Source organism: Polaromonas sp. CG_9.7 (genome assembly GCF_015752205.1).
Lineage (GTDB): Bacteria > Pseudomonadota > Gammaproteobacteria > Burkholderiales > Burkholderiaceae_C > Polaromonas.
Genome location: NZ_JADOVG010000003.1, coordinates 78,051 through 95,527 on the forward strand (window position 1 = coordinate 78,051; position 17,477 = coordinate 95,527).

The window sequence follows — 17,477 nt, forward strand, 5'->3', positions numbered from 1 at the left end:
AGCACTATTTCATTCATAAATGATACGTGCGAGGCCGTTGTCGGCCTGCGCCGTCCAGCTGGCCAGTGCCGCGTCGGTCGGGAAAAACCGGGCAGCGTCGCCCAGCTGCAGCTCGGCCGTCGCACCCTGGCGGCGCAGGCTCAGCCGCACGGCCAGGCCACGCACCGGCTCTGACACATCGGCCAGGCCGCTCTGGCGCGGCGGAAAGTCCCGGACCAGCCTTGAAATGTCCGGCACCGTGCCATTGACCGCGACGCGCAGGAACTTGCCAAAACGGCAACGCGCCGACTCCAGGTCCCAGACCTGCGTCAGCTTGAAGCGCCGGCCAAAGCGCTCGGACGCGCCCTGCAGCGTTCCCTGCACCACCACCAGCTCGTCCTCTTTCAGCAAATTTCGGTTGGCGTTGTAGGTCGCCTCGTCCACCGAGGCTTCCAGCACGTCGGTCTTGTCATCCAGCTTGAAGATGATCAGCTTGCCACGGTTGCCATTGATGATGCGCATGTCGGTGACGATGCCCGCCAGCAATTGCGAGTCCCGCGAGTCGATCAGGTCGTCGATCTTTCGCTTGGCGAACTGCCGCACTTCCTGCTCCACCTCGTCAAACAGGTGGCCCGACAGGTAAAAGCCGATGGCGGTTTTCTCGAGCACCAAACGCGCCTTGACGCCGAACATGGGCGCCGCGACCAGCTCCGGCTCCTGCGTGCTGGCCGCGTGCGAGTCGGACATGTCGAACAGGCCGCTCTGGTTGGCATTGGCCTGCGTGGCGGCAGAAAAATCAAAGGCGCGTTCGACCGATGCCATCAACTCGGCGCGGTTCAGGTGCAGCTTGTCGAAAGCGCCCCCCTTGATCAGCGCTTCGACCGTGCGCTTGTTCAGCTTGCTGCGGTCCACGCGCACACAGAAATCGTACAGCGAGGTGAACGGGCCGCCTTCCTTGCGGGCGGCGACGATGGCGGCAATGGCCTGCTGGCCGGTGCCCTTGATGGCCCCCAGCCCGTAGCGCACCGACCGGGCGGTGATCGGCTCGAAACGGTAGTCGCCCTCGTTGATGTCAGGCACCTCGAAGGTCAGCCCCATCTTGTGCGCGTCGCCAAAAAGGATTTTCAACTTGTCGGTGTCGTCCATTTCAACGGTCATGTTGGCCGCGAAGAATTCGGCCGGGAAATGCACCTTGAGCCAGGCCGTGTGGTAGGCCAGCAGCGCATAGGCGGCGGAGTGCGACTTGTTGAAGCCGTAGCCCGCGAACTTTTCCATCAGGTCGAACACCTCGTCGGCCTTTTCCTCGGTCAAGCCATTGATGCCGGCGCCCTTGCGGAAGATTTCCCGGTGCTGGGCCATCTCCTTTTCGTCCTTCTTGCCCATCGCGCGGCGCAGCATGTCGGCGCCGCCCAGCGAATAGCCGCCCAGGATCTGCGCGGTCTGCATCACCTGCTCCTGGTACACCATGATGCCGTAGGTTTCCTCCAGCATCGGCTTGACGCGCGGGTCCGGGTATTCGGGCACTTCCTTGCCCTGCTTGCGGGCAATGTAGGTTGGAATCAGGTCCATCGGGCCGGGACGGTAGAGCGCGTTCATCGCGATCAGGTCTTCGAGCCGGTCCGGCCGCGCGTCCTTCAGCATGCGCTGCATGCCGATACTTTCAAACTGGAACACGGCTTCGGTCTTGCCATCGGCGAACAGCCGGTAAACCCGCGCATCGTCGAGCGGCAGGTCTTCAAACTTGAAGTCCTTTTGCGCCGGGTAGCGGGCGATGATGAACTCGCGCGCAATTTCCAGAATGGTCAGCGTGGCCAGTCCCAAAAAGTCGAACTTCACCAGGCCAATCGCCTCGACGTCGTTCTTGTCGTACTGGCTGACCGCCGACGTGCTGCCGGGCTGCAGATACAGCGGGCAGAAGTCGGTCAGCTTGCCCGGCGCAATCAGCACACCGCCGGCATGCATGCCGACGTTGCGCGTCAGGCCTTCAAGCTTGCGCGCCAGCTCCAGCAGGGTGCGGACGTCTTCTTCCTTGGCTTCGCGCTCGGCCAGAATGGGCTCGGCTTCCAGCGCATAGACCATCTTGTCGTTTTTCTTGCGGTCGGCCGGCACCAGCTGCAGCGTGACGGCCTGGCCGGGCTTGTTCGGAATGAGCTTGGAAATGCCGTCGCAAAAGCCGTAGGGAAAGTCCAGCACCCGGCCCACGTCGCGAATGGCCGCGCGCGCTGCCATGGTGCCAAAGGTGACGATCTGGCTGACGGCCGTATGACCGTACTTGTCCTTCACGTAGTCAATGACGCGGTCGCGGTTGCTCTGGCAAAAATCGATGTCAAAGTCGGGCATCGAGACGCGCTCGGGGTTCAAAAAGCGCTCGAACAGCAGGTTGTAGCGCAGCGGGTCGAGGTCGGTGATCTTCAACGCATAGGCCACCAGAGATCCGGCACCGGAGCCGCGTCCCGGCCCCACCGGGCAGCCGTTGGCCTTGGCCCACTGGATAAAGTCGCCGACGATCAGGAAGTAGCCGGGAAAACCCATCTTCAGGATGGTGTTGATCTCGAACTCCAGCCGGGCGACGTATTCAGGCCGCTTCGCGTCGCGCAGGGCCGGGCTCGGGTAGAGGTGCAGCAGCCGCTCTTCCAGCCCTTCGAAGGACGTGTGGCGAAAATAGTCTTCAGGCAGCATGCGAACGCCATTGACCTCGGGCGTCGGGAATTCGGGCAGCATGGGCTTGCCCAGCTCCAGCGTCAGGTTGCAGCGCTTGGCGATTTCGACCGTGTTGGCCAGCGCCGACGGCACATCGGCAAACAGCGCCTGCATTTGTGCCGATGACTTGAAATACTGCTCGCGGGTGAACTTGCGCACCCGGCGCGCGTTGCCCAGGATTTCGCCTTCCGAAATACACACCCGCGCTTCATGCGCCTCGTAGTCGTCGTATGTCAAAAACTGGACCGGATGCGTGGCCACCACCGGCAGCTTGAGTTGTGCCGCCAACTGCACGGCAGCCCGGACATGCCGTTCGTCATCGACATGTCCGGAGCGCTGCAACTCCAGGTAAAAGCGCTGCGGAAACATGTTGGAGAAGTGCTGCGCGCATTCCGCCGCCCGCGCGTTGTCGCCCTGGACCAAGGCCTGACCCACGGCGCCGCGCTGCGCGCCTGACACGGCCAGCAACCCTTCGTTGAGTTCCTGTAGCCACTGCAGCTTGACGACCGCCTGGTCGCGCACCACGTTTTTGGTCCATGCGCGCGTGATCAGCTCGCACAGGTTGAGGTAACCCTGGTTGTCCTGCACCAGCAGCAGCAAGCGCGACGCTGGCGCACTGGCTTCCTTGCCGGGCGATTCGAGCCAGATGTCGGCGCCGATCAAGGGCTTGACCCCGACCTTGCGGCCTTCCTTGTAAAACTTGACCGTGCCAAACAGGTTGCTCAGGTCGGTGATAGCCAGCGCGGGTTGCTGGTCGGCGGCGGCGGCTTCAACAATTTCATCGATGCGGTTGGTACCGTCAACGACTGAAAATTCGGTGTGGATTCTTAAATGGACAAACATGCGGCTCATTTTAGGTCTCTGGAAGCTGCGCGGATGCCGCCAACCCGCCAGCGCGACGGGTCATGCGCCAGAGCGCCTGCCTACAATTCGCATCATGAAAATCTTGAATATTGCTGCGTACCGTTTTGTGGCGCTGGAGCGGTTACCCGAACTGAAGGACGCGATCGCGCAGGCGCTGACAGCCCGCCGCATCCTGGGAACCGTGCTCCTGGCCGAAGAAGGCATCAATCTTTTCCTGGCCGCCGACAGCGCCGCGATTCATGATTTTTTGGCATGGCTGCAGCAGGATGCGCGTTTTGAGGACCTTGACATCAAGCAAAGCTGGTCGGCGGTCCAGCCTTTCGGCAAGCTGCTGGTCAAGGTCAAGCCGGAAATCATCCGCATGAACCATCCGGCCATCCAGCCGTCGTCAGGTCGCGCGCCAGCGGTGGACGCGGCCACGCTCAAGCGATGGCTGGACCAGGGCAGTGACGATGACGGACGGCCAGTGGCCATGCTGGACACACGCAACACCTATGAAGTCGATGCGGGCACCTTCCGCCAGGCCATTGACTGGCGCCTGGCCAAGTTCACCGAATTCCCGCAAGCGGTGCAGGACCACAGCGCCGAGCTGGCCGGCAAGACCGTCGTGAGCTTTTGCACCGGCGGCATTCGCTGCGAGAAGGCGGCGATTTACCTGCGTGAAGCCGGCGTTGAACAGGTCTATCAGCTTGAGGGCGGCATCCTTAAATACTTTGAAGAATGCGGGCCGGCGCATTTCGACGGCGAATGCTTTGTGTTCGACGACAGGCGGGGGGTGGATTCAGCACTCAAACCCCGCGTCGATATTGGGGCATCGTCTGACAGCGACGCCGCTCATGCCGTGTGAAGCTTGGCAGCATGAACCAGACGAAACCCACCATGCCCTCCTTTCAAAACGCCCGGCCCAACGCCGCAGCCACCTCAGCGATGGCGCTGCGCTTTGAGCACGTTCGCGGCCAGACTGTGAATTTAATCAAGCCGTTGAGCGCCGAGGACTGTCAGCTGCAGTCCATGCCCGACGCCAGCCCGGCCAAATGGCATCTGGCCCACCTGACCTGGTTTTTTGAAACCTTCGTGCTGGAACGCTTCGAGCCCAATTTCAAGCCCTTCGACGCCAGCTTTCGCGTCCTGTTCAACAGCTACTACAACGGCGTGGGCGACAAATACCCGCGCCCGCATCGGGGCTTGATCAGCCGTCCGTCGCTGGACGAAGTGCTGGCCTACCGGGCGCAGGTCGATGCGCGCGTGCAAGGTGTGATTTCTGCCGCTGATGCCGACCATGCTGAACTGGCGCAGCTCATCCGCCTGGGCCTGCAGCACGAGCAGCAGCACCAGGAACTGCTGCTGACCGACATCCAGCATGCACTGTCATTCAATCCGCTGCGTCCGGCCTATGCCAGGCGCTGGCCGCTGACGAGCACGGCGCCCCAAGCGCTGCGCTGGCATGGCTATGAAGGCGGTCTGGTCAAGCATGGATTTGACGCTGCGCTGGATGGCGAATTTACATTTGACAACGAAACCCCGCGCCATCCGGTCTATGTGGCGCCGTTCGAGCTGGCCAGCCGGCTGGTCACCAACGGGGAATTGATCGAATTCATGGCGGACGGCGGCTACCGGCGGCCGGAACTGTGGCTGTCGATGGGATGGGACTGGGTGCAGGCCGGGCAGCATCAGCGCCCGCTGTACTGGCAGGAAGACGATGCCGGCCGCTACCGGCATTTCACGCTGCAGGGGCTGCAGGACGTTGACCCCAACACGCCCGCCTGCCACCTCAGTTATTTTGAAGCCGATGCGCTGGCGCGCTGGGCCGGGGCGCGGCTGCCGACCGAGTTTGAATGGGAACTGGCCGCACGCCGGCTGCCCGCTTCAAGCGCAAAGACGGGCAATTTTGTGGGAACCGGGGCTTTCCATCCGCTGCCGCAGCAGCACGCCAGCCTGGCGTCACCTTCGCAGATGTTTGGCGATGTGTGGGAATGGACGCAGTCCAACTACAACCCCTACCCGGGCTACCAGCCGTGGGAGGGGCTGGTAGGTGAATACAACGGCAAGTTCATGTGCAACCAGTTCGTGCTGCGCGGTGGTTCCTGCGCCACGCCGCAAAGCCACGTGCGTGCCAGCTACCGCAATTTTTTTCCGCCGGACGCGCAATGGCAGTTCAGCGGCGTGCGGCTGGCGCGCAACGTTCAATAGGGACCTGGCGCGGGTATTCCCGGCGAGCCGGGCCTGTCGGGCATGACGGGGTTATCGGGCGTTTGCGGTATCTCGGGCATGTCCGGTGTTGGCTGCATTTCCGGGTTGTCGGGCCTGACCGGCATTTCAGGCTCTGTGGGCGAAGGGGTGATTTCAGGGCTTGCAGGCGTCACTGGCGGCATTTCGGGCTGCGCCGGCGTGGGGGATATTTCAGGAATGGTTGACATGGCGTTGGTTGAAAAGGTTGGGGTTGGGGCTGTCCTGCCCTATGGCCTGCGCTCGGGCAGGGGAATGAATTCGGCATCGCCGGCGACCTGGCCCATGCGCTGGGCCAGCCAGTCGTCACCGGCTTGCGCGATGCGCTCTTTGCGGCTGGAGACAAAATTCCACCAGATGAAGCGCTGCCCGTCCAGCGCGTCGCCGCCCACCACCATGAAGCGGGCGGGCGCCTTGGCGCTGATGCGCGTTGCCGTACCTGACGCCAAAATGGCCAGGGTGCGTGCCGCCAGTGCTTCGCCGTCCAACGCCAGATCGCCCTGCACACCGTACAGCGCCAGTTCGTCGGCCAGCGGCGGCAGATCGACATGGCCGCCGGCGCCGAGACGAATATCCAGGTAAACCGTTTTCGAAAAGGTCTTGACTGGCGAGGTCTGGCCAAACGCCTCGCCGATCAGCACGCGCACCTCGGCTGCGCCCAGAACCACGACAGGAATGTCAGCGGCTGGCGTGTGCACAAAATCCGGCGTTGCCTCTTCATGCGCCTGGGGCAGCGCCGCCCACAACTGCAGGCCATGCTGAAGGTAGGCTTGGTTCCGCAGGTCGTCGGGCGCCCTTTCGGAATGCACGATGCCACGCCCCGCTGTCATCCAGTTGATGGCGCCGGGCTCGATGCGCTGGACCGAGCCCAGACTGTCGCGGTGCAGTATGGCGCCGTCAAACAGATAGGTCACGGTCGCCAGGCCGATGTGCGGATGCGGCCGCACGTCATGGTTGTCGCCGGCCTGAACCTCCAGCGGCCCGAAATGGTCGAAAAATACAAACGGCCCCACCGATTGGCGGTTGGCCGCCGGCAACAGGCGGCTGACCAGGAAGCCGCCGCCCAGGTCCTTGTCCTGTCCGGTCAGTGTGACGTCGATGCTCATGGCAGGCGCTCCATGCGGGTGGTGATTTCCGTGGTGACCGTGGTCATCAGCTTGTGAACCGGGCATTTCCGAGCCACGGCTTCGAGTTCCTTCAGCTGCGCATCACTCAGGGCACCATGCACTTTCAGGGTGGTGGTCAAGCGGTAAATGCCCTTGCGCTCGTCGGCAGCGTCGCGCTCGACCCGGGTCTGGATGTCATCGACGGGAATGCCTTTCTTGCGGGCGTACCACATCACCGTCAAGGCCTTGCAGGCGCCGAGCGCGGCATCGTAGAGGTCATGCGGGCTGGGGCCGGTGTCGCCGCCGCCTTCGGCCTGGCTGACGTCGGCCACCAGTTCGTGAGAACGGACATGCACCGTTTGCGCGAGCGTGGCGGTGCGGTCCAGCAGGAGTTCAATCGTCATGCGTTTTCCTTTTGAAACATGGAAAAGGACCGCCGTGCCGCAGAGCAGCAATACCTCAGCGGCTGAAACGGCCCGCCACCTGCGCCACGCGCTCGCCGAAACTGCGCGCCGTCTCCAGGTCGCCCGGCGCCATTTCACCGGCGCCAGCATCCGAGGGCGAATGCGCGATCGCGCCGCTGTAGGAACCCAGAAAATTCGGGTCGTTGCGCTGCGCGGCCTTGCTGTTACTCGGCATCATGCCCTGGCTGACCCAGATGCCGCCGTGCTGCATGGCCAGGGTGAACAGGTAGATCAGCGTGGAAGACTTGTCGCCGTTCAGCGCCGCACTGTTGGTGAAACCGGCAAACAGTTTGTCCTTCCAGGATTCGGTGTACCAGGGCTTCGACGACGCGTCGGCAAACTTCTTGAACTGCCAGCTGACGCTGCCCATGTAGGTCGGCGAGCCCATGATGATGGCGTCGGCAGCGGCCAGCGCTTCCCAGCCGCCTGCAGGCAGATTGCCTTCGGCATCAATGGCAATCAAATCGGCGCCGGCGCCTGACGCAACGGCTTGCGCCATGCGCTGGGTATGGCCATAGCCGGAGTGGTAGACGACGACCACGACGGGCTCGCTGGAAATGACAGCGCTAGCCATCAAGCACCCCGCCGGTTGCCGTCAACACTCCAGGCGCCAGCGCCCCAGGCGGCCACCGTCAGCAAGCCGCCCACCACCGCGATGTTCTTGAAGAAAGACTGCTGCTGGGACGTGACCAGCTCGGCCGGCACCGCCCAGAAATTGTGAAAGATAAACGTGATGACCACCGTAAAAAAGGCAATGCCAAGCGCTGCCCAGCGTGTCTGCCAGCCGATCAGCAGCAGCAGGCCCAGCCCCAGTTCGACACCAACGGCAGCGGCGGCGGCAAGTTCTGGAAACGGCACGCCCTTGGAGGCGATGTAGCTGGCCGTGCCGGCAAAGCCGCCAATCTTGCTGAAACCGGCTGGAATGAACAACAACGCCAGCAGCACGCGGCCAATGAGCGACAGGGGATTTTGAAGTGCAACGAACATGAGAAATCCTTAAAAAATTAACGCGATGATGAATTAAAAAAAGCCGACGGGCAAGCCGGCTGCGCGGCCAAAGGCCCCGGGTTCTGACCAAAACCAATTTTTACCACTAAATTGGTCTTTAGCGCTTACTATATATGCACTTATAGCTATTAATTAAGTAGCAAAATGTTGGTTTTTCCACATTCCGTTATAGCCAGTCAAACCGATTTGCCGCTGGCGGTGATCGGCCTGGCCTCTCAGGGTGCCAGGTCGAACACCAGAACCTCTGCATCCTGTCCGTTTTCCAGGCTCAGACGGTCTTCTGCCTGGAGCAGCGCGGCGTCGCCAGTGTGAAGCATTTGACCATTGACCTCCAGCTGGCCGCGAACCAGGTGCACATAGGCCTTGCGCTTGGGGTCAAGCACCAGCACGGCCGCTTCACCCCCGTCGAACAGGCCGGCATGCAGCCTGGCGTCGGCATGGATCAGCACCGAATCCTGCGCGCCATCGGGCGAGGCCACCAGCCGCAGCGCGCCGCGCTTGTCAAGCTCGGCAAAGGTTTTCTGCTCATAGCCAGGCGCAATGCCGGTGACGTTCGGCTCAATCCAGATCTGCAGAAAGTGCGTGGTCTGGCCTTCGGCATGGTTGAACTCGCTGTGCTGCACGCCGGTGCCCGCGCTCATGCGCTGCACGTCTCCGGGGGGAATGCCCTTGACATTGCCCATGCTGTCCTTGTGCGCCAATTCGCCATTCAGCACGTAGCTGATGATTTCCATGTTCTGGTGGCTGTGCGTGCCAAAACCCCGGCCGGCGGCAATGCGGTCTTCGTTGATGACCCTCAGGTTGCCAAAGCCCATGTGCGCCGGGTCGTGGTAACCGGCGAAAGAAAAAGAATGGAAAGACTTGAGCCAGCCGTGGTCGGCATAGCCGCGTTCGCCCGAAAGCCGTAATGTCATCATGAAGTGCCCCTTTCAAGGTGTATTGCAATGCCTTGACTTTAGGTGCCGACAGCGCTTGCATCGTTGCGCCAGTTTGCTGGCATCATTCAAATTTTTTGAAGGGTTTTCATGCTCCTACCTAAAAATCCGGTGCGCAACGCGCTGACGCCAGATGTTATCCGGCTGATCGACACCATCCACAGCTCGGGCAGCATGGCAGCCGCCGCGCGCGCACTGGGCGTGGTGCCCAGCGCCCTGACATACCGCATCCGGCAGGTCGAGGACGCGCTGGACGTGTTGCTGTTCGACCGCTCGTCGCGCCAGGCCAGGCTGACCGTCGCCGGCCAGGAACTGCTGCGCGAAGGCAACCGGCTGCTGCTTGAACTCGACGCCATTGCCAACCGCGTCAAGCGCGTGGCAACCGGCTGGGAGCCGCAGCTCACGCTGGCGGTGGACAGCGTGATTTCGCGCACCACGGTGCTTGAACTGTGCGAAGCCTTTTTTGCCTTGAATCCGCCGACACGCCTGAAAATCCGGGAGGAAGCGCTGTCCGGAACGCTGGAAGCGGTGACATCGGGCCAGGCTGACCTGGCCATCGGCGTTGCGCTGGATCCCGCGCCCAACCTGTCTTTGCAAAGCCGACCGCTGGGCACCGTTCACTTTATCTATGCCGTCGCGCCGCACCATCCGCTGGCGCAAGCCGCCGAACCGGTGCCTGACGCGCAGTTGCTGCTGCACCGCGCCGTGGTGGTGGCCGATTCGGTCAGGCAGGGCAGCGGCGTGACCAGCGGGCTGCTGGGCGGGCAGGACGTTTTCACAGTTCCCGGCATGCCTGAAAAGCTTGATGCGCAGTTGCGCGGGCTGGGCGGCGGCTTCTTGCCGGAATACCTGGCGCGGCCGCACATTGACGCCGGGCGCCTGGTCGAAAAGCAGATGCAGCGCGCCACGCGGATGGTTCCGATGCGCTACGCCTGGCGCTGCCGGGCGCCGGCTGCCGAAGGACGCGCACTGCAATGGTGGCTGCAGCAACTCGGCAAACCGGCCACCCGCAAGGCGCTGCTGGAGCGCGCCCACTCGCTATAAATCCGCGCACGCGGCCGCCAGGCGCCGGCTGCGGTGTAGAGTGTGCGCATGGCGTTCGTTGATGCCTGACTTTTCGTCACGATGCCATTTCTTCCCGACCTTTTCCTTCACCTCAGAAAAAGCAAAAAAGTCATGACAAACAAACCCTTCACCGCTGCTTTCTTTGAACCTGCCGTACAGCGTCACATCGCCGTCGTAGGCGCTGGCATTGCCGGCATCACCTGCGCCCGAACGCTGGTCCAGGCCGGGCACCGTGTCACCGTCTTTGAAAAAAGCAAGGGCGCTGGCGGACGCATGTCCACGCGAACCACCGAATTTGGCGGCTTTGACCATGGCGCGCAGTATTTCACCGTGCGCGATGAACGCTTTGAAAAAGCCCTGGCCACCGCCTCCGGGCTGGTGCGGCCCTGGAGCGCCAGCAGCGTGCAGGTGCTGGACGACCTGGGGCGCGTTGTGGCGGCCTCGCTGCCCGCCAAGGAAGCGCACTGGGTGGCCAAGCCGGGCATGAATGCGCTGGTGCGCCAGTGGGCCCAGCCATTGGTCGATGCCGGCCAGCTGGTGCTGGACACACGCGTCGTCTATATCGAGGAAGACAAGCTGGACCCGAAGCGCTGGCAGTTGCAAACCGACGGCCCGGGCGCCGGCGTGCATTCCGGCTTTGATGCCGTGGTGCTGGCGATTCCCGCACCGCAAGCGCACGCCCTGCTGCGCGATTCAGAGCAGGCCGCGCCGCTGCTGGCCGACCTGGCAGGCGTGAACGTGGCGCCCTGCTGGACATTGATGGTGGCCTTTCCGCAGGCGCAGCAGCCCACGCTGCAAAGCCTGGGCCCCCAGTGGAACGTGGCGCGCAGCACCCACCACCGGATTTCCTGGCTGGCGCGCGAGTCGTCCAAACCGGGGCGCGGCCCGATTGAACGCTGGACCGTGCAGGCCAGCCCCGCCTGGTCGCAGCGCCACCTTGAAGACGACGCCGAACGCGTCAAGGCCAAGTTGCTGAAGGCCTTCACCGAAGTGACCGGCATCCGCGCCGAGCCGCCCTACGCGTCGGTACACCGCTGGCGCTATGCCCAGACCACCAAGCCCCTTGGCAAAACGCATGCGTGGGACGCCGAATCGCACATCGGCGCCTGCGGCGACTGGTGCCTGGGCCACCGTGTCGAAGACGGCTTCGTGTCCGGACTGGAAATGGCGCTGGCGATTCTTTGACAGGTTGAGGCGATGCTGGACGGAGCTGCGAACAAAGCGACCAGCGTGGAGGCATTTCTTGCCACCCAGCAAGCGCCGTGGAACCGGCTTTGCTAGGCCAAAATGCAGCCGCTTCCTTTGACATAGTGTTACGCGAACCGACGATGCAAGCCAGCACAGCGAGCGTAGAAGCACCCCCTCCCACCCAGCAGGGGCCGTGGAACCGGCTTTGCCGGGTCACAGGCGCAGCGGCCCTCTCGGGGGGCAGCGAACCACGCGAAGCGGGGAGCGTGGGGGCGATACCTAGTAGCGTGGCGGCCATCTACCAGGGTCGGTTTGCCCCCTCCCCGACCGGCCCGCTGCACGCCGGCTCACTGGTCGCCGCACTGGCCAGCTGGCTGGACGCGCGGGCGCACAGCGGGCAGTGGCTGGTGCGCATCGAAGACGTCGACACGCCGCGCTGCGTGCCGGGCGCCGACCTGACCATCCTGCAGCAACTCGCCGCCTGCGGGCTGGTGCCCGACGCACCGCCGGTTTACCAGTCGCAGCGCAACGCGTTTTACCAGCAGGCACTTGACCAGCTGGTGCTAGGCGGCAGGGCGTATCCCTGCGGCTGCACGCGCCAGGACATTGCCCGCGCACTGGCCGCATCGGGACATTCACGGCAGCGGCACAGCGAACTGGTCTATCCGGGCACCTGCCGCCAAGGCCTGCAGGGACGGCCAGCGCGGGCTTGGCGCTTCCGGACTGATAAAAATGAACCAAAACCTGCTCTTGCGCAAGCTGGATGGGCGCAAGCAGCTATTGATTTCATAGTTAACCCTGCCAGCAGGGTAGCAGAAGCAAACGTACGCTGGCGCGACCGGCGGCTCGGCGCGCAAGGCCAAAATGTCAGCCGCGAGGTGGGCGACTTCGTGCTCAGGCGCGCCGATGGCCTGTGGGCTTACCAGCTGGCCGTGGTGGTCGATGACGCTGCGCAAGGCATCACCGATGTGGTGCGCGGCGCTGACCTGGCCGACAACACGGCGCGGCAAATCCTGCTGCAATCCGCGTTGGGCCTGCCAACGCCGCGCTACCTGCACACGCCTTTGGTGCGGGGCGCGAATGGCGAAAAATTGTCCAAGCAAAACGGCGCGCAGGCGCTCGACACCCATGACCCGCTCGCAGCGCTGAACCAGGCGGCTGGCGTGCTGGGCCTGCCGGCGCAGACCGGTACGATGGCCGATGCGCTGGCCAGTTGGGTGAACGCCTGGCGGAACCTGCAGGCTCTTCCTGCGCAGGGTCCGGCTTGCGGCGATGACCTTTTCGCAAAACATCCGCGTCAGCCGGTGCAGTGATTGCGTTTGCAAATCAATTCGGCATCAGCCGCGAAGCCGCAGGCAGTGCTGCAACACGGCAAGGCGAAGCAACGGCCGGCCTGATCAACTTGAAAATGCAATGCCATGTCCCCGTTACGCATCCTTTTCCTCACCGCTGGCGCAATGGCTTCCTTTGCCGGCAATTCACTGCTCTGCCGCATGGCGCTGAAAGAAACCGGCATCGATGCCGCGTCGTTCACCGCCATCCGCCTGATTTCCGGTGCGCTGGTGCTCTGGGCCGTGGCGCGCAGCACGCGCGGCGCGCAAGCGGGTCAAGGCAACTGTGGTCGGCCCTGGCGCTGTTTTCGTATGCCGCCTGCTTTTCATTTGCCTACGTCAGCCTGCCCACGGGAACCGGTGCGCTGCTGCTGTTCGGCGCGGTGCAGGCCTTGATGATCGGCTTCGGCGTCTGGTCGGGTGAACGGCTGCGGCCGCTGCAACTCGCCGGTCTGGTGCTGGCCTTTGGCGGGCTGGCCGGCCTGCTGCTGCCCGGTGTGTCGGCGCCGCCGCTGGCCGGCTCGGTGCTGATGCTGCTGGCTGGCGTTTCATGGGGCATTTATTCGCTGCGCGGCAAGGGCGCGGGGGACCCGACGCGGGTGACTGCCGGCAACTTTTTGCGGGCAGCGCCACTGGCCGCGGGGCTGGGCCTGGTGATGCTGCTGTCACGCGGCGCATCGCTGGACGCAGCGGGTCTGTGGCTGGCGGTGGCGTCGGGCGCACTGACCTCGGGCTTCGGCTATGCGGTCTGGTACACCGTGGTGCCTGCATTGAAAGCCACCACCGCAGCCAGCGTGCAGCTGAGCGTTCCGGTACTGGCCGCGCTCGGCGGCATTGCCTTTCTTGGCGAGCCGCTGACCCTGCGCCTGACGCTGACATCGGTCGCCATTCTGGGTGGCATCGCGCTGGTGGTGCTGCAAAAACGGGTTGTGCGCGTGCCTGCATCCTGACGGGGAAAAGACGATGACTAGGCGTCAACCTGCTTGGCGAGCAATCCTGCATGCAGGAAATCAATATTTTTGCTACTTAAACAATAGCTGTTAGCGCAGACACAGCACGCGCAAGATGCCTTTTTAATGCGTAAAACCTGGTTTTCTAGCCGAAATGAATGCACATTAAAATCGCCGGGTGATTGAATCTTCCTCCCCCACCCCGCCCGCCACCGCCACCCCCGCCACGCCGAACCTTCACGAAGGCGTTCCGGCCGACGTGAGCCATCACCGCACCATCCGCAGTTTCGTGCGCCGCACCGGCCGCACCACGCTTGGCCAGGCCAAGGCTTTTGCCGATGTCGGCCCCAAGTTCCTGCTGGCCTACACCGGCGCGCCCATGGACTTCACGGCGGTTTACGAACGCGACGTCCCGACGATTCTTGAAATCGGCTTTGGCATGGGCGAAGCCACCGCGCACATCGCCGCCTTGATGCCGGAAAAGAATTTTCTGTGCTGCGAAGTGCACACGCCCGGCGTCGGCGCGCTGCTCAAACGCATCGACGAGCAGGCACTTGGCAACATCCGCATCCTGCAGCACGACGCGGTCGAGGTGATCGACCACATGCTGCCACTGGCCAGCCTGGACGGCGCGCACATCTTTTTTCCCGACCCGTGGCACAAGACCAAGCACAACAAGCGACGGCTGATCCAGGCGCCCCTGATCGCCAAGCTGGCCGCGCGCCTCAAACCGGGCGGCTACCTGCACTGCGCGACCGACTGGCAGCCGTATGCCGAGCAGATTTTGGAAGTGCTGGCAGCCGAGCCCCTGCTGGTGAACACGGCTGGCCCTGCTGGCGAGGGCTATGCGCCCAAGCCCGGCTACCGCCCGCTGACCAAGTTTGAAAACCGGGGCATCAAGCTCGGCCACGGCGTGTGGGATCTGGTGTTCACGCGCACGTGAACCCGCCTCTGGCCCACGGCGGGTTGCCCACGCGCCACGGCGTCGGCCCGAGCTGCGTCAGCCTGCCGGCGGGCAGCTGGCCGACCTTCACCGATTTTTTGGCGGAACGCTTTCCGGCCATCATGCGGGCCACCTGGCTGGAGCGCATGGCCGCCGGCCTGGTGGCTGACGAATTTGGCGCACAAGTGACAGCCCAGCGCCCGTACCAAGGCCACATGCGGCTGTACTACTACCGCGACCTGCCCTTCGAGGCGCGCATTCCGTTCGAAGCCGCCGTGTTGTTCCAGGACGAGCACCTGGTGGTGGCCGACAAGCCGCATTTCCTGCCGGTCACGCCTTCGGGCCACTACCTGCAGGAAACATTGCTGGTGCGGCTGAAAAACCAGTTGGGCATCGACAGCTTGATTCCGATCCACCGCATCGACCGCGAAACCGCCGGCCTGGTGCTGTTTTCTGTCCGGCCCGAAGAACGTAACGCCTACCAGGCGCTGTTCCGGCAGCATGAAATCGTCAAGCATTACGAAGCGGTTGCGCCCTGGCGGCCCGAGTTGCAGTTTCCCCTGCTGCGCAAGACCCGCATCGTGGAAGACGAGCCCTTTTTCCGGCAGCGCGAAGTGCCGGGCGAAGCCAACAGCGAAACGCTGATCGATGTGCTGCAAATTCGTGGCGAGCAGGCGCTTTATGCGCTAAGCCCTGTCACCGGGAAAAAGCACCAGCTGCGGGTGCACATGAATGCGCTGGGCCTGCCGATCCGCAACGACCGGATGTACCCGCCGGTCGATGTGACACCGGATGATGACTACACCCAGCCGCTGCAGTTGCTGGCCCGGTCGATTGCATTCACCGACCCGCTGACAGGCAAGCCGCGCCGGTTTGAAAGCCGGCTCGGTTTAAGCCTGGAATGAGTAAAAAACTTTCATTTTGATAGCTACGCTATGCTTATTCAGAAAGCGCAAAACGCCTGTTTGGCATAAGTTGCATAAGTCGCAGATGTCGGGTCAGGCTTCGCCAACCTGACATCTGTCGCGTCAGCAGTGCTTGAGGCACAAAAGTAACGATCAAGCAGAGCGTGAAGCTGTTGGCGAACGAGCGGTCAAACCAGCAAGCCAAGGCATGGGTCCCTAGCTGCCGATCAGAGAACCCAAGGCCAAGCGAAGCGATGGCCCGTCAGAGCGTTCAGCTCTGATCCGCTCCCGCTGCCCAAGGCAACTTTCTTTGGTGACTTTCTTTTTTGCCAGAAAAGAAAGTTACCCCCCGCCGGGAAGGCGCTCACCCCTCAAACCACAGAAGATATTACCCAGCGCCCCATGCCGAAGTACAAAAAAAGAGCCATCAATGCGCAAGCGTTAGCAGTTGTCAAAAATCAGCTTCAAGCCTTGATTTCCCGCGCCGTGATCTGGTACTTGAAATCATCCGGCGCATACGAGTCGAAGCGTCCGGCAGCGTTTTCAGCCACGGGGTACATGAAGAAACCCAGCGGGCTGCCCTTGGCATTCGGCAAGGACACGTCATGCGCGGTGTTGTAGGCCATCCAGTTGCCTTCCCAGCCGCCGAACAGCGCCTTGTTGACCGGCGCGACCACCGGGCTGGTGGTGTTCTTGATCCAGTCGGCGGTTTCCATGCGCATCACCTTGGCGACATCGGCCGGATCCATCGCCACCCAGCCGTAGTCCTTCAGATAGGCTTCGCTGCGGCAGTGCTGCGCGGCCTTCAGGCTGGCCGGGTTGCCCGACAGTTCCTTGTAGCCAAAGGCTGACGGCACCAGCCGGATGCCATACACGTCGCGTGCCGGAATGCCGACGGCGCGGCACAGGCCGACAAAGATCGCATTCAGGTCGGCGCATTTGCCGCCCAGGTTGCCGGTTTCCAGCATGGTCCGGATGTCGCCTTCGCCGCAACCGCGTACCTTGGGCTCACGGTAGGTGTTGGTGACCACCCAGTCGTAGATTTGCTGGACTTTTTGCAGGTCGGTCTCGGCGCCCTTGGTCGCTTCCAGCGCGGTGGTGCGCACAATGCCGTCAAGCGGGATCAGGTCAGTGGCGCGGGTGAAGTAATGCAGCGTGTCGGCATTTTCGGTAGATGCCGTCTTTTGCGACCAGTCGGTTGCCCGGTTTTGCGTCTGCACGCGGCTGGTCAGTTCGACAAACGGCTTGGCCTCGCCGGCAGCAAAGTCAACGTACAGCATCATGGCGCCCTCCTGGCCGACCTCCATGATCTTGGCTGCACCGTTGCTGGAGAAACTGTTTTCCAGCGAGCGCTGGTAGTCGCTGTTCACCGAGGGAATCGGCAGCCACGCGCGGGTGGCACCATTCAACTGGGCAATGTCTACCCGGGTCGTGACCTCGAACGTACGCCAGGCGCCGCTTTGCGGTGCAAACAGGGCGCGCGAGGCAAGGAATGTTGCTTGGGCAAAACCAAGGCCTGGCAGAGAAGCGGCCAAGGCAGTGACAGCCGTGTTTTTCAGGAAGTTGCGGCGTAGTGTGGTCATCAATGAACTCCGGCAAAGGATGGTGAAAGGGTCACAGCACCGGCGCAGGGAAAGAAACACCGGGAAGTGGTGCCGGGCTGCACGCCCACTGCAAGGCAATGTGCCAGCCACCGGCAGCACTGGATTATGGCTGGAGACGCTCTGGAGCGGATTGGGTCACGGCGGATTGCCGGCTTCTCATGCGGAATTGGTCAATGCCCGGCGTTTGCCACGACTGGCCAGCCAAAGTG

General features: G+C 63.0%; 16 protein-coding genes and 1 pseudogene. 8 read left to right on the forward strand and 9 right to left on the reverse strand.

Annotated elements, in window-relative coordinates; all coding sequences use genetic code 11:
* Window positions 1-9: 9 nt before the first annotated feature.
* Window positions 10-3,522 carry a DNA polymerase III subunit alpha gene (gene dnaE, locus IWX87_RS04240; protein ID WP_196862279.1) on the reverse strand — a complete coding sequence of 1,171 codons (3,513 nt, stop codon included), beginning with the start codon at window positions 3,520-3,522 and terminating at the stop codon, window positions 10-12.
* Between the two features lie 91 nt (window positions 3,523-3,613).
* Here dnaE and IWX87_RS04245 point away from each other — a divergent pair, with 91 nt between their 5' ends.
* Together IWX87_RS04245 and egtB are read left to right on the forward strand one after the other, a co-directional pair.
* On the forward strand, window positions 3,614-4,390 hold the full coding sequence (locus IWX87_RS04245) for a sulfurtransferase (protein WP_196862452.1): 777 nt from the start codon (window positions 3,614-3,616) through the stop codon (window positions 4,388-4,390).
* Between the two features lie 32 nt (window positions 4,391-4,422).
* Window positions 4,423-5,733, forward strand: a complete 1,311-nt coding sequence (egtB, locus tag IWX87_RS04250; protein ID WP_196862280.1) for an ergothioneine biosynthesis protein EgtB — start codon at window positions 4,423-4,425, stop codon at window positions 5,731-5,733.
* Here egtB and IWX87_RS04255 read toward each other — a convergent pair.
* The 6 genes from IWX87_RS04255 to IWX87_RS04280 form a co-directional block, all read right to left on the reverse strand.
* Window positions 5,727-5,960, reverse strand: coding sequence for a hypothetical protein (locus tag IWX87_RS04255; protein ID WP_196862281.1), 234 nt, complete (start codon window positions 5,958-5,960; stop codon window positions 5,727-5,729). The genes egtB and IWX87_RS04255 overlap by 7 nt on opposite strands.
* Window positions 5,961-5,999: 39 nt before the next feature.
* Window positions 6,000-6,875, reverse strand: coding sequence for a pirin family protein (locus IWX87_RS04260; RefSeq protein ID WP_196862282.1), 876 nt, complete (start codon window positions 6,873-6,875; stop codon window positions 6,000-6,002).
* Window positions 6,872-7,279, reverse strand: coding sequence for an OsmC family protein (locus IWX87_RS04265; protein ID WP_196862283.1), 408 nt, complete (start codon window positions 7,277-7,279; stop codon window positions 6,872-6,874). The genes IWX87_RS04260 and IWX87_RS04265 overlap by 4 nt, the downstream gene beginning before the upstream one ends.
* A 55-nt stretch (window positions 7,280-7,334) precedes the next feature.
* Window positions 7,335-7,913 (reverse strand): flavodoxin family protein, encoded by a 579-nt coding sequence (locus IWX87_RS04270; protein ID WP_196862284.1) that lies wholly within the window; start codon window positions 7,911-7,913, stop codon window positions 7,335-7,337.
* Window positions 7,913-8,326 carry a DoxX family protein gene (locus tag IWX87_RS04275; RefSeq protein WP_196862285.1) on the reverse strand — a complete coding sequence of 138 codons (414 nt, stop codon included), beginning with the start codon at window positions 8,324-8,326 and terminating at the stop codon, window positions 7,913-7,915. The genes IWX87_RS04270 and IWX87_RS04275 overlap by 1 nt, the downstream gene beginning before the upstream one ends.
* Before the next feature lie 236 nt (window positions 8,327-8,562).
* Window positions 8,563-9,264, reverse strand: a complete 702-nt coding sequence (locus tag IWX87_RS04280; protein ID WP_196862286.1) for a pirin family protein — start codon at window positions 9,262-9,264, stop codon at window positions 8,563-8,565.
* 108 nt (window positions 9,265-9,372) lie between these two features.
* On the opposite strand from IWX87_RS04280, the gene IWX87_RS04285 reads away from it, so the two are divergent.
* A complete protein-coding gene (locus IWX87_RS04285; RefSeq protein ID WP_196862287.1) occupies window positions 9,373-10,326 on the forward strand; it encodes a LysR family transcriptional regulator in 954 nt (317 codons plus the stop codon).
* Here IWX87_RS04285 and IWX87_RS19550 read toward each other — a convergent pair.
* On the reverse strand, window positions 10,321-10,659 hold the full coding sequence (locus IWX87_RS19550) for a hypothetical protein (RefSeq protein WP_231374608.1): 339 nt from the start codon (window positions 10,657-10,659) through the stop codon (window positions 10,321-10,323). The two genes, IWX87_RS04285 and IWX87_RS19550, sit on opposite strands and share 6 nt — an antisense overlap.
* Here IWX87_RS19550 and IWX87_RS04290 point away from each other — a divergent pair.
* From IWX87_RS04290 to IWX87_RS04310, 5 genes and pseudogenes are all read left to right on the forward strand, one after another.
* Complete coding sequence (locus tag IWX87_RS04290) at window positions 10,561-11,532, forward strand: NAD(P)/FAD-dependent oxidoreductase (protein ID WP_231374598.1); 972 nt, start codon at window positions 10,561-10,563, stop codon at window positions 11,530-11,532. The two genes, IWX87_RS19550 and IWX87_RS04290, sit on opposite strands and share 99 nt — an antisense overlap.
* A gap of 290 nt (window positions 11,533-11,822) precedes the next feature.
* Window positions 11,823-12,848: a tRNA glutamyl-Q(34) synthetase GluQRS gene (gluQRS, locus tag IWX87_RS04295; protein ID WP_280757859.1), complete on the forward strand. Its 1,026-nt coding sequence runs from the start codon at window positions 11,823-11,825 to the stop codon at window positions 12,846-12,848.
* Window positions 12,849-12,953: 105 nt separating this feature from the next.
* Window positions 12,954-13,816, forward strand: a pseudogene (locus tag IWX87_RS04300) (DMT family transporter).
* 178 nt (window positions 13,817-13,994) lie between these two features.
* Window positions 13,995-14,759, forward strand: coding sequence for a tRNA (guanosine(46)-N7)-methyltransferase TrmB (trmB, locus tag IWX87_RS04305; protein ID WP_196862290.1), 765 nt, complete (start codon window positions 13,995-13,997; stop codon window positions 14,757-14,759).
* Window positions 14,756-15,664, forward strand: a complete 909-nt coding sequence (locus IWX87_RS04310) for an RluA family pseudouridine synthase (protein WP_196862291.1) — start codon at window positions 14,756-14,758, stop codon at window positions 15,662-15,664. Before trmB ends, IWX87_RS04310 begins: the two co-directional genes overlap by 4 nt.
* A 464-nt stretch (window positions 15,665-16,128) precedes the next feature.
* Here IWX87_RS04310 and IWX87_RS04315 read toward each other — a convergent pair whose 3' ends face one another.
* Window positions 16,129-17,247 (reverse strand): transglutaminase-like domain-containing protein, encoded by a 1,119-nt coding sequence (locus IWX87_RS04315; RefSeq protein ID WP_196862292.1) that lies wholly within the window; start codon window positions 17,245-17,247, stop codon window positions 16,129-16,131.
* Window positions 17,248-17,477 lie beyond the last annotated feature (230 nt).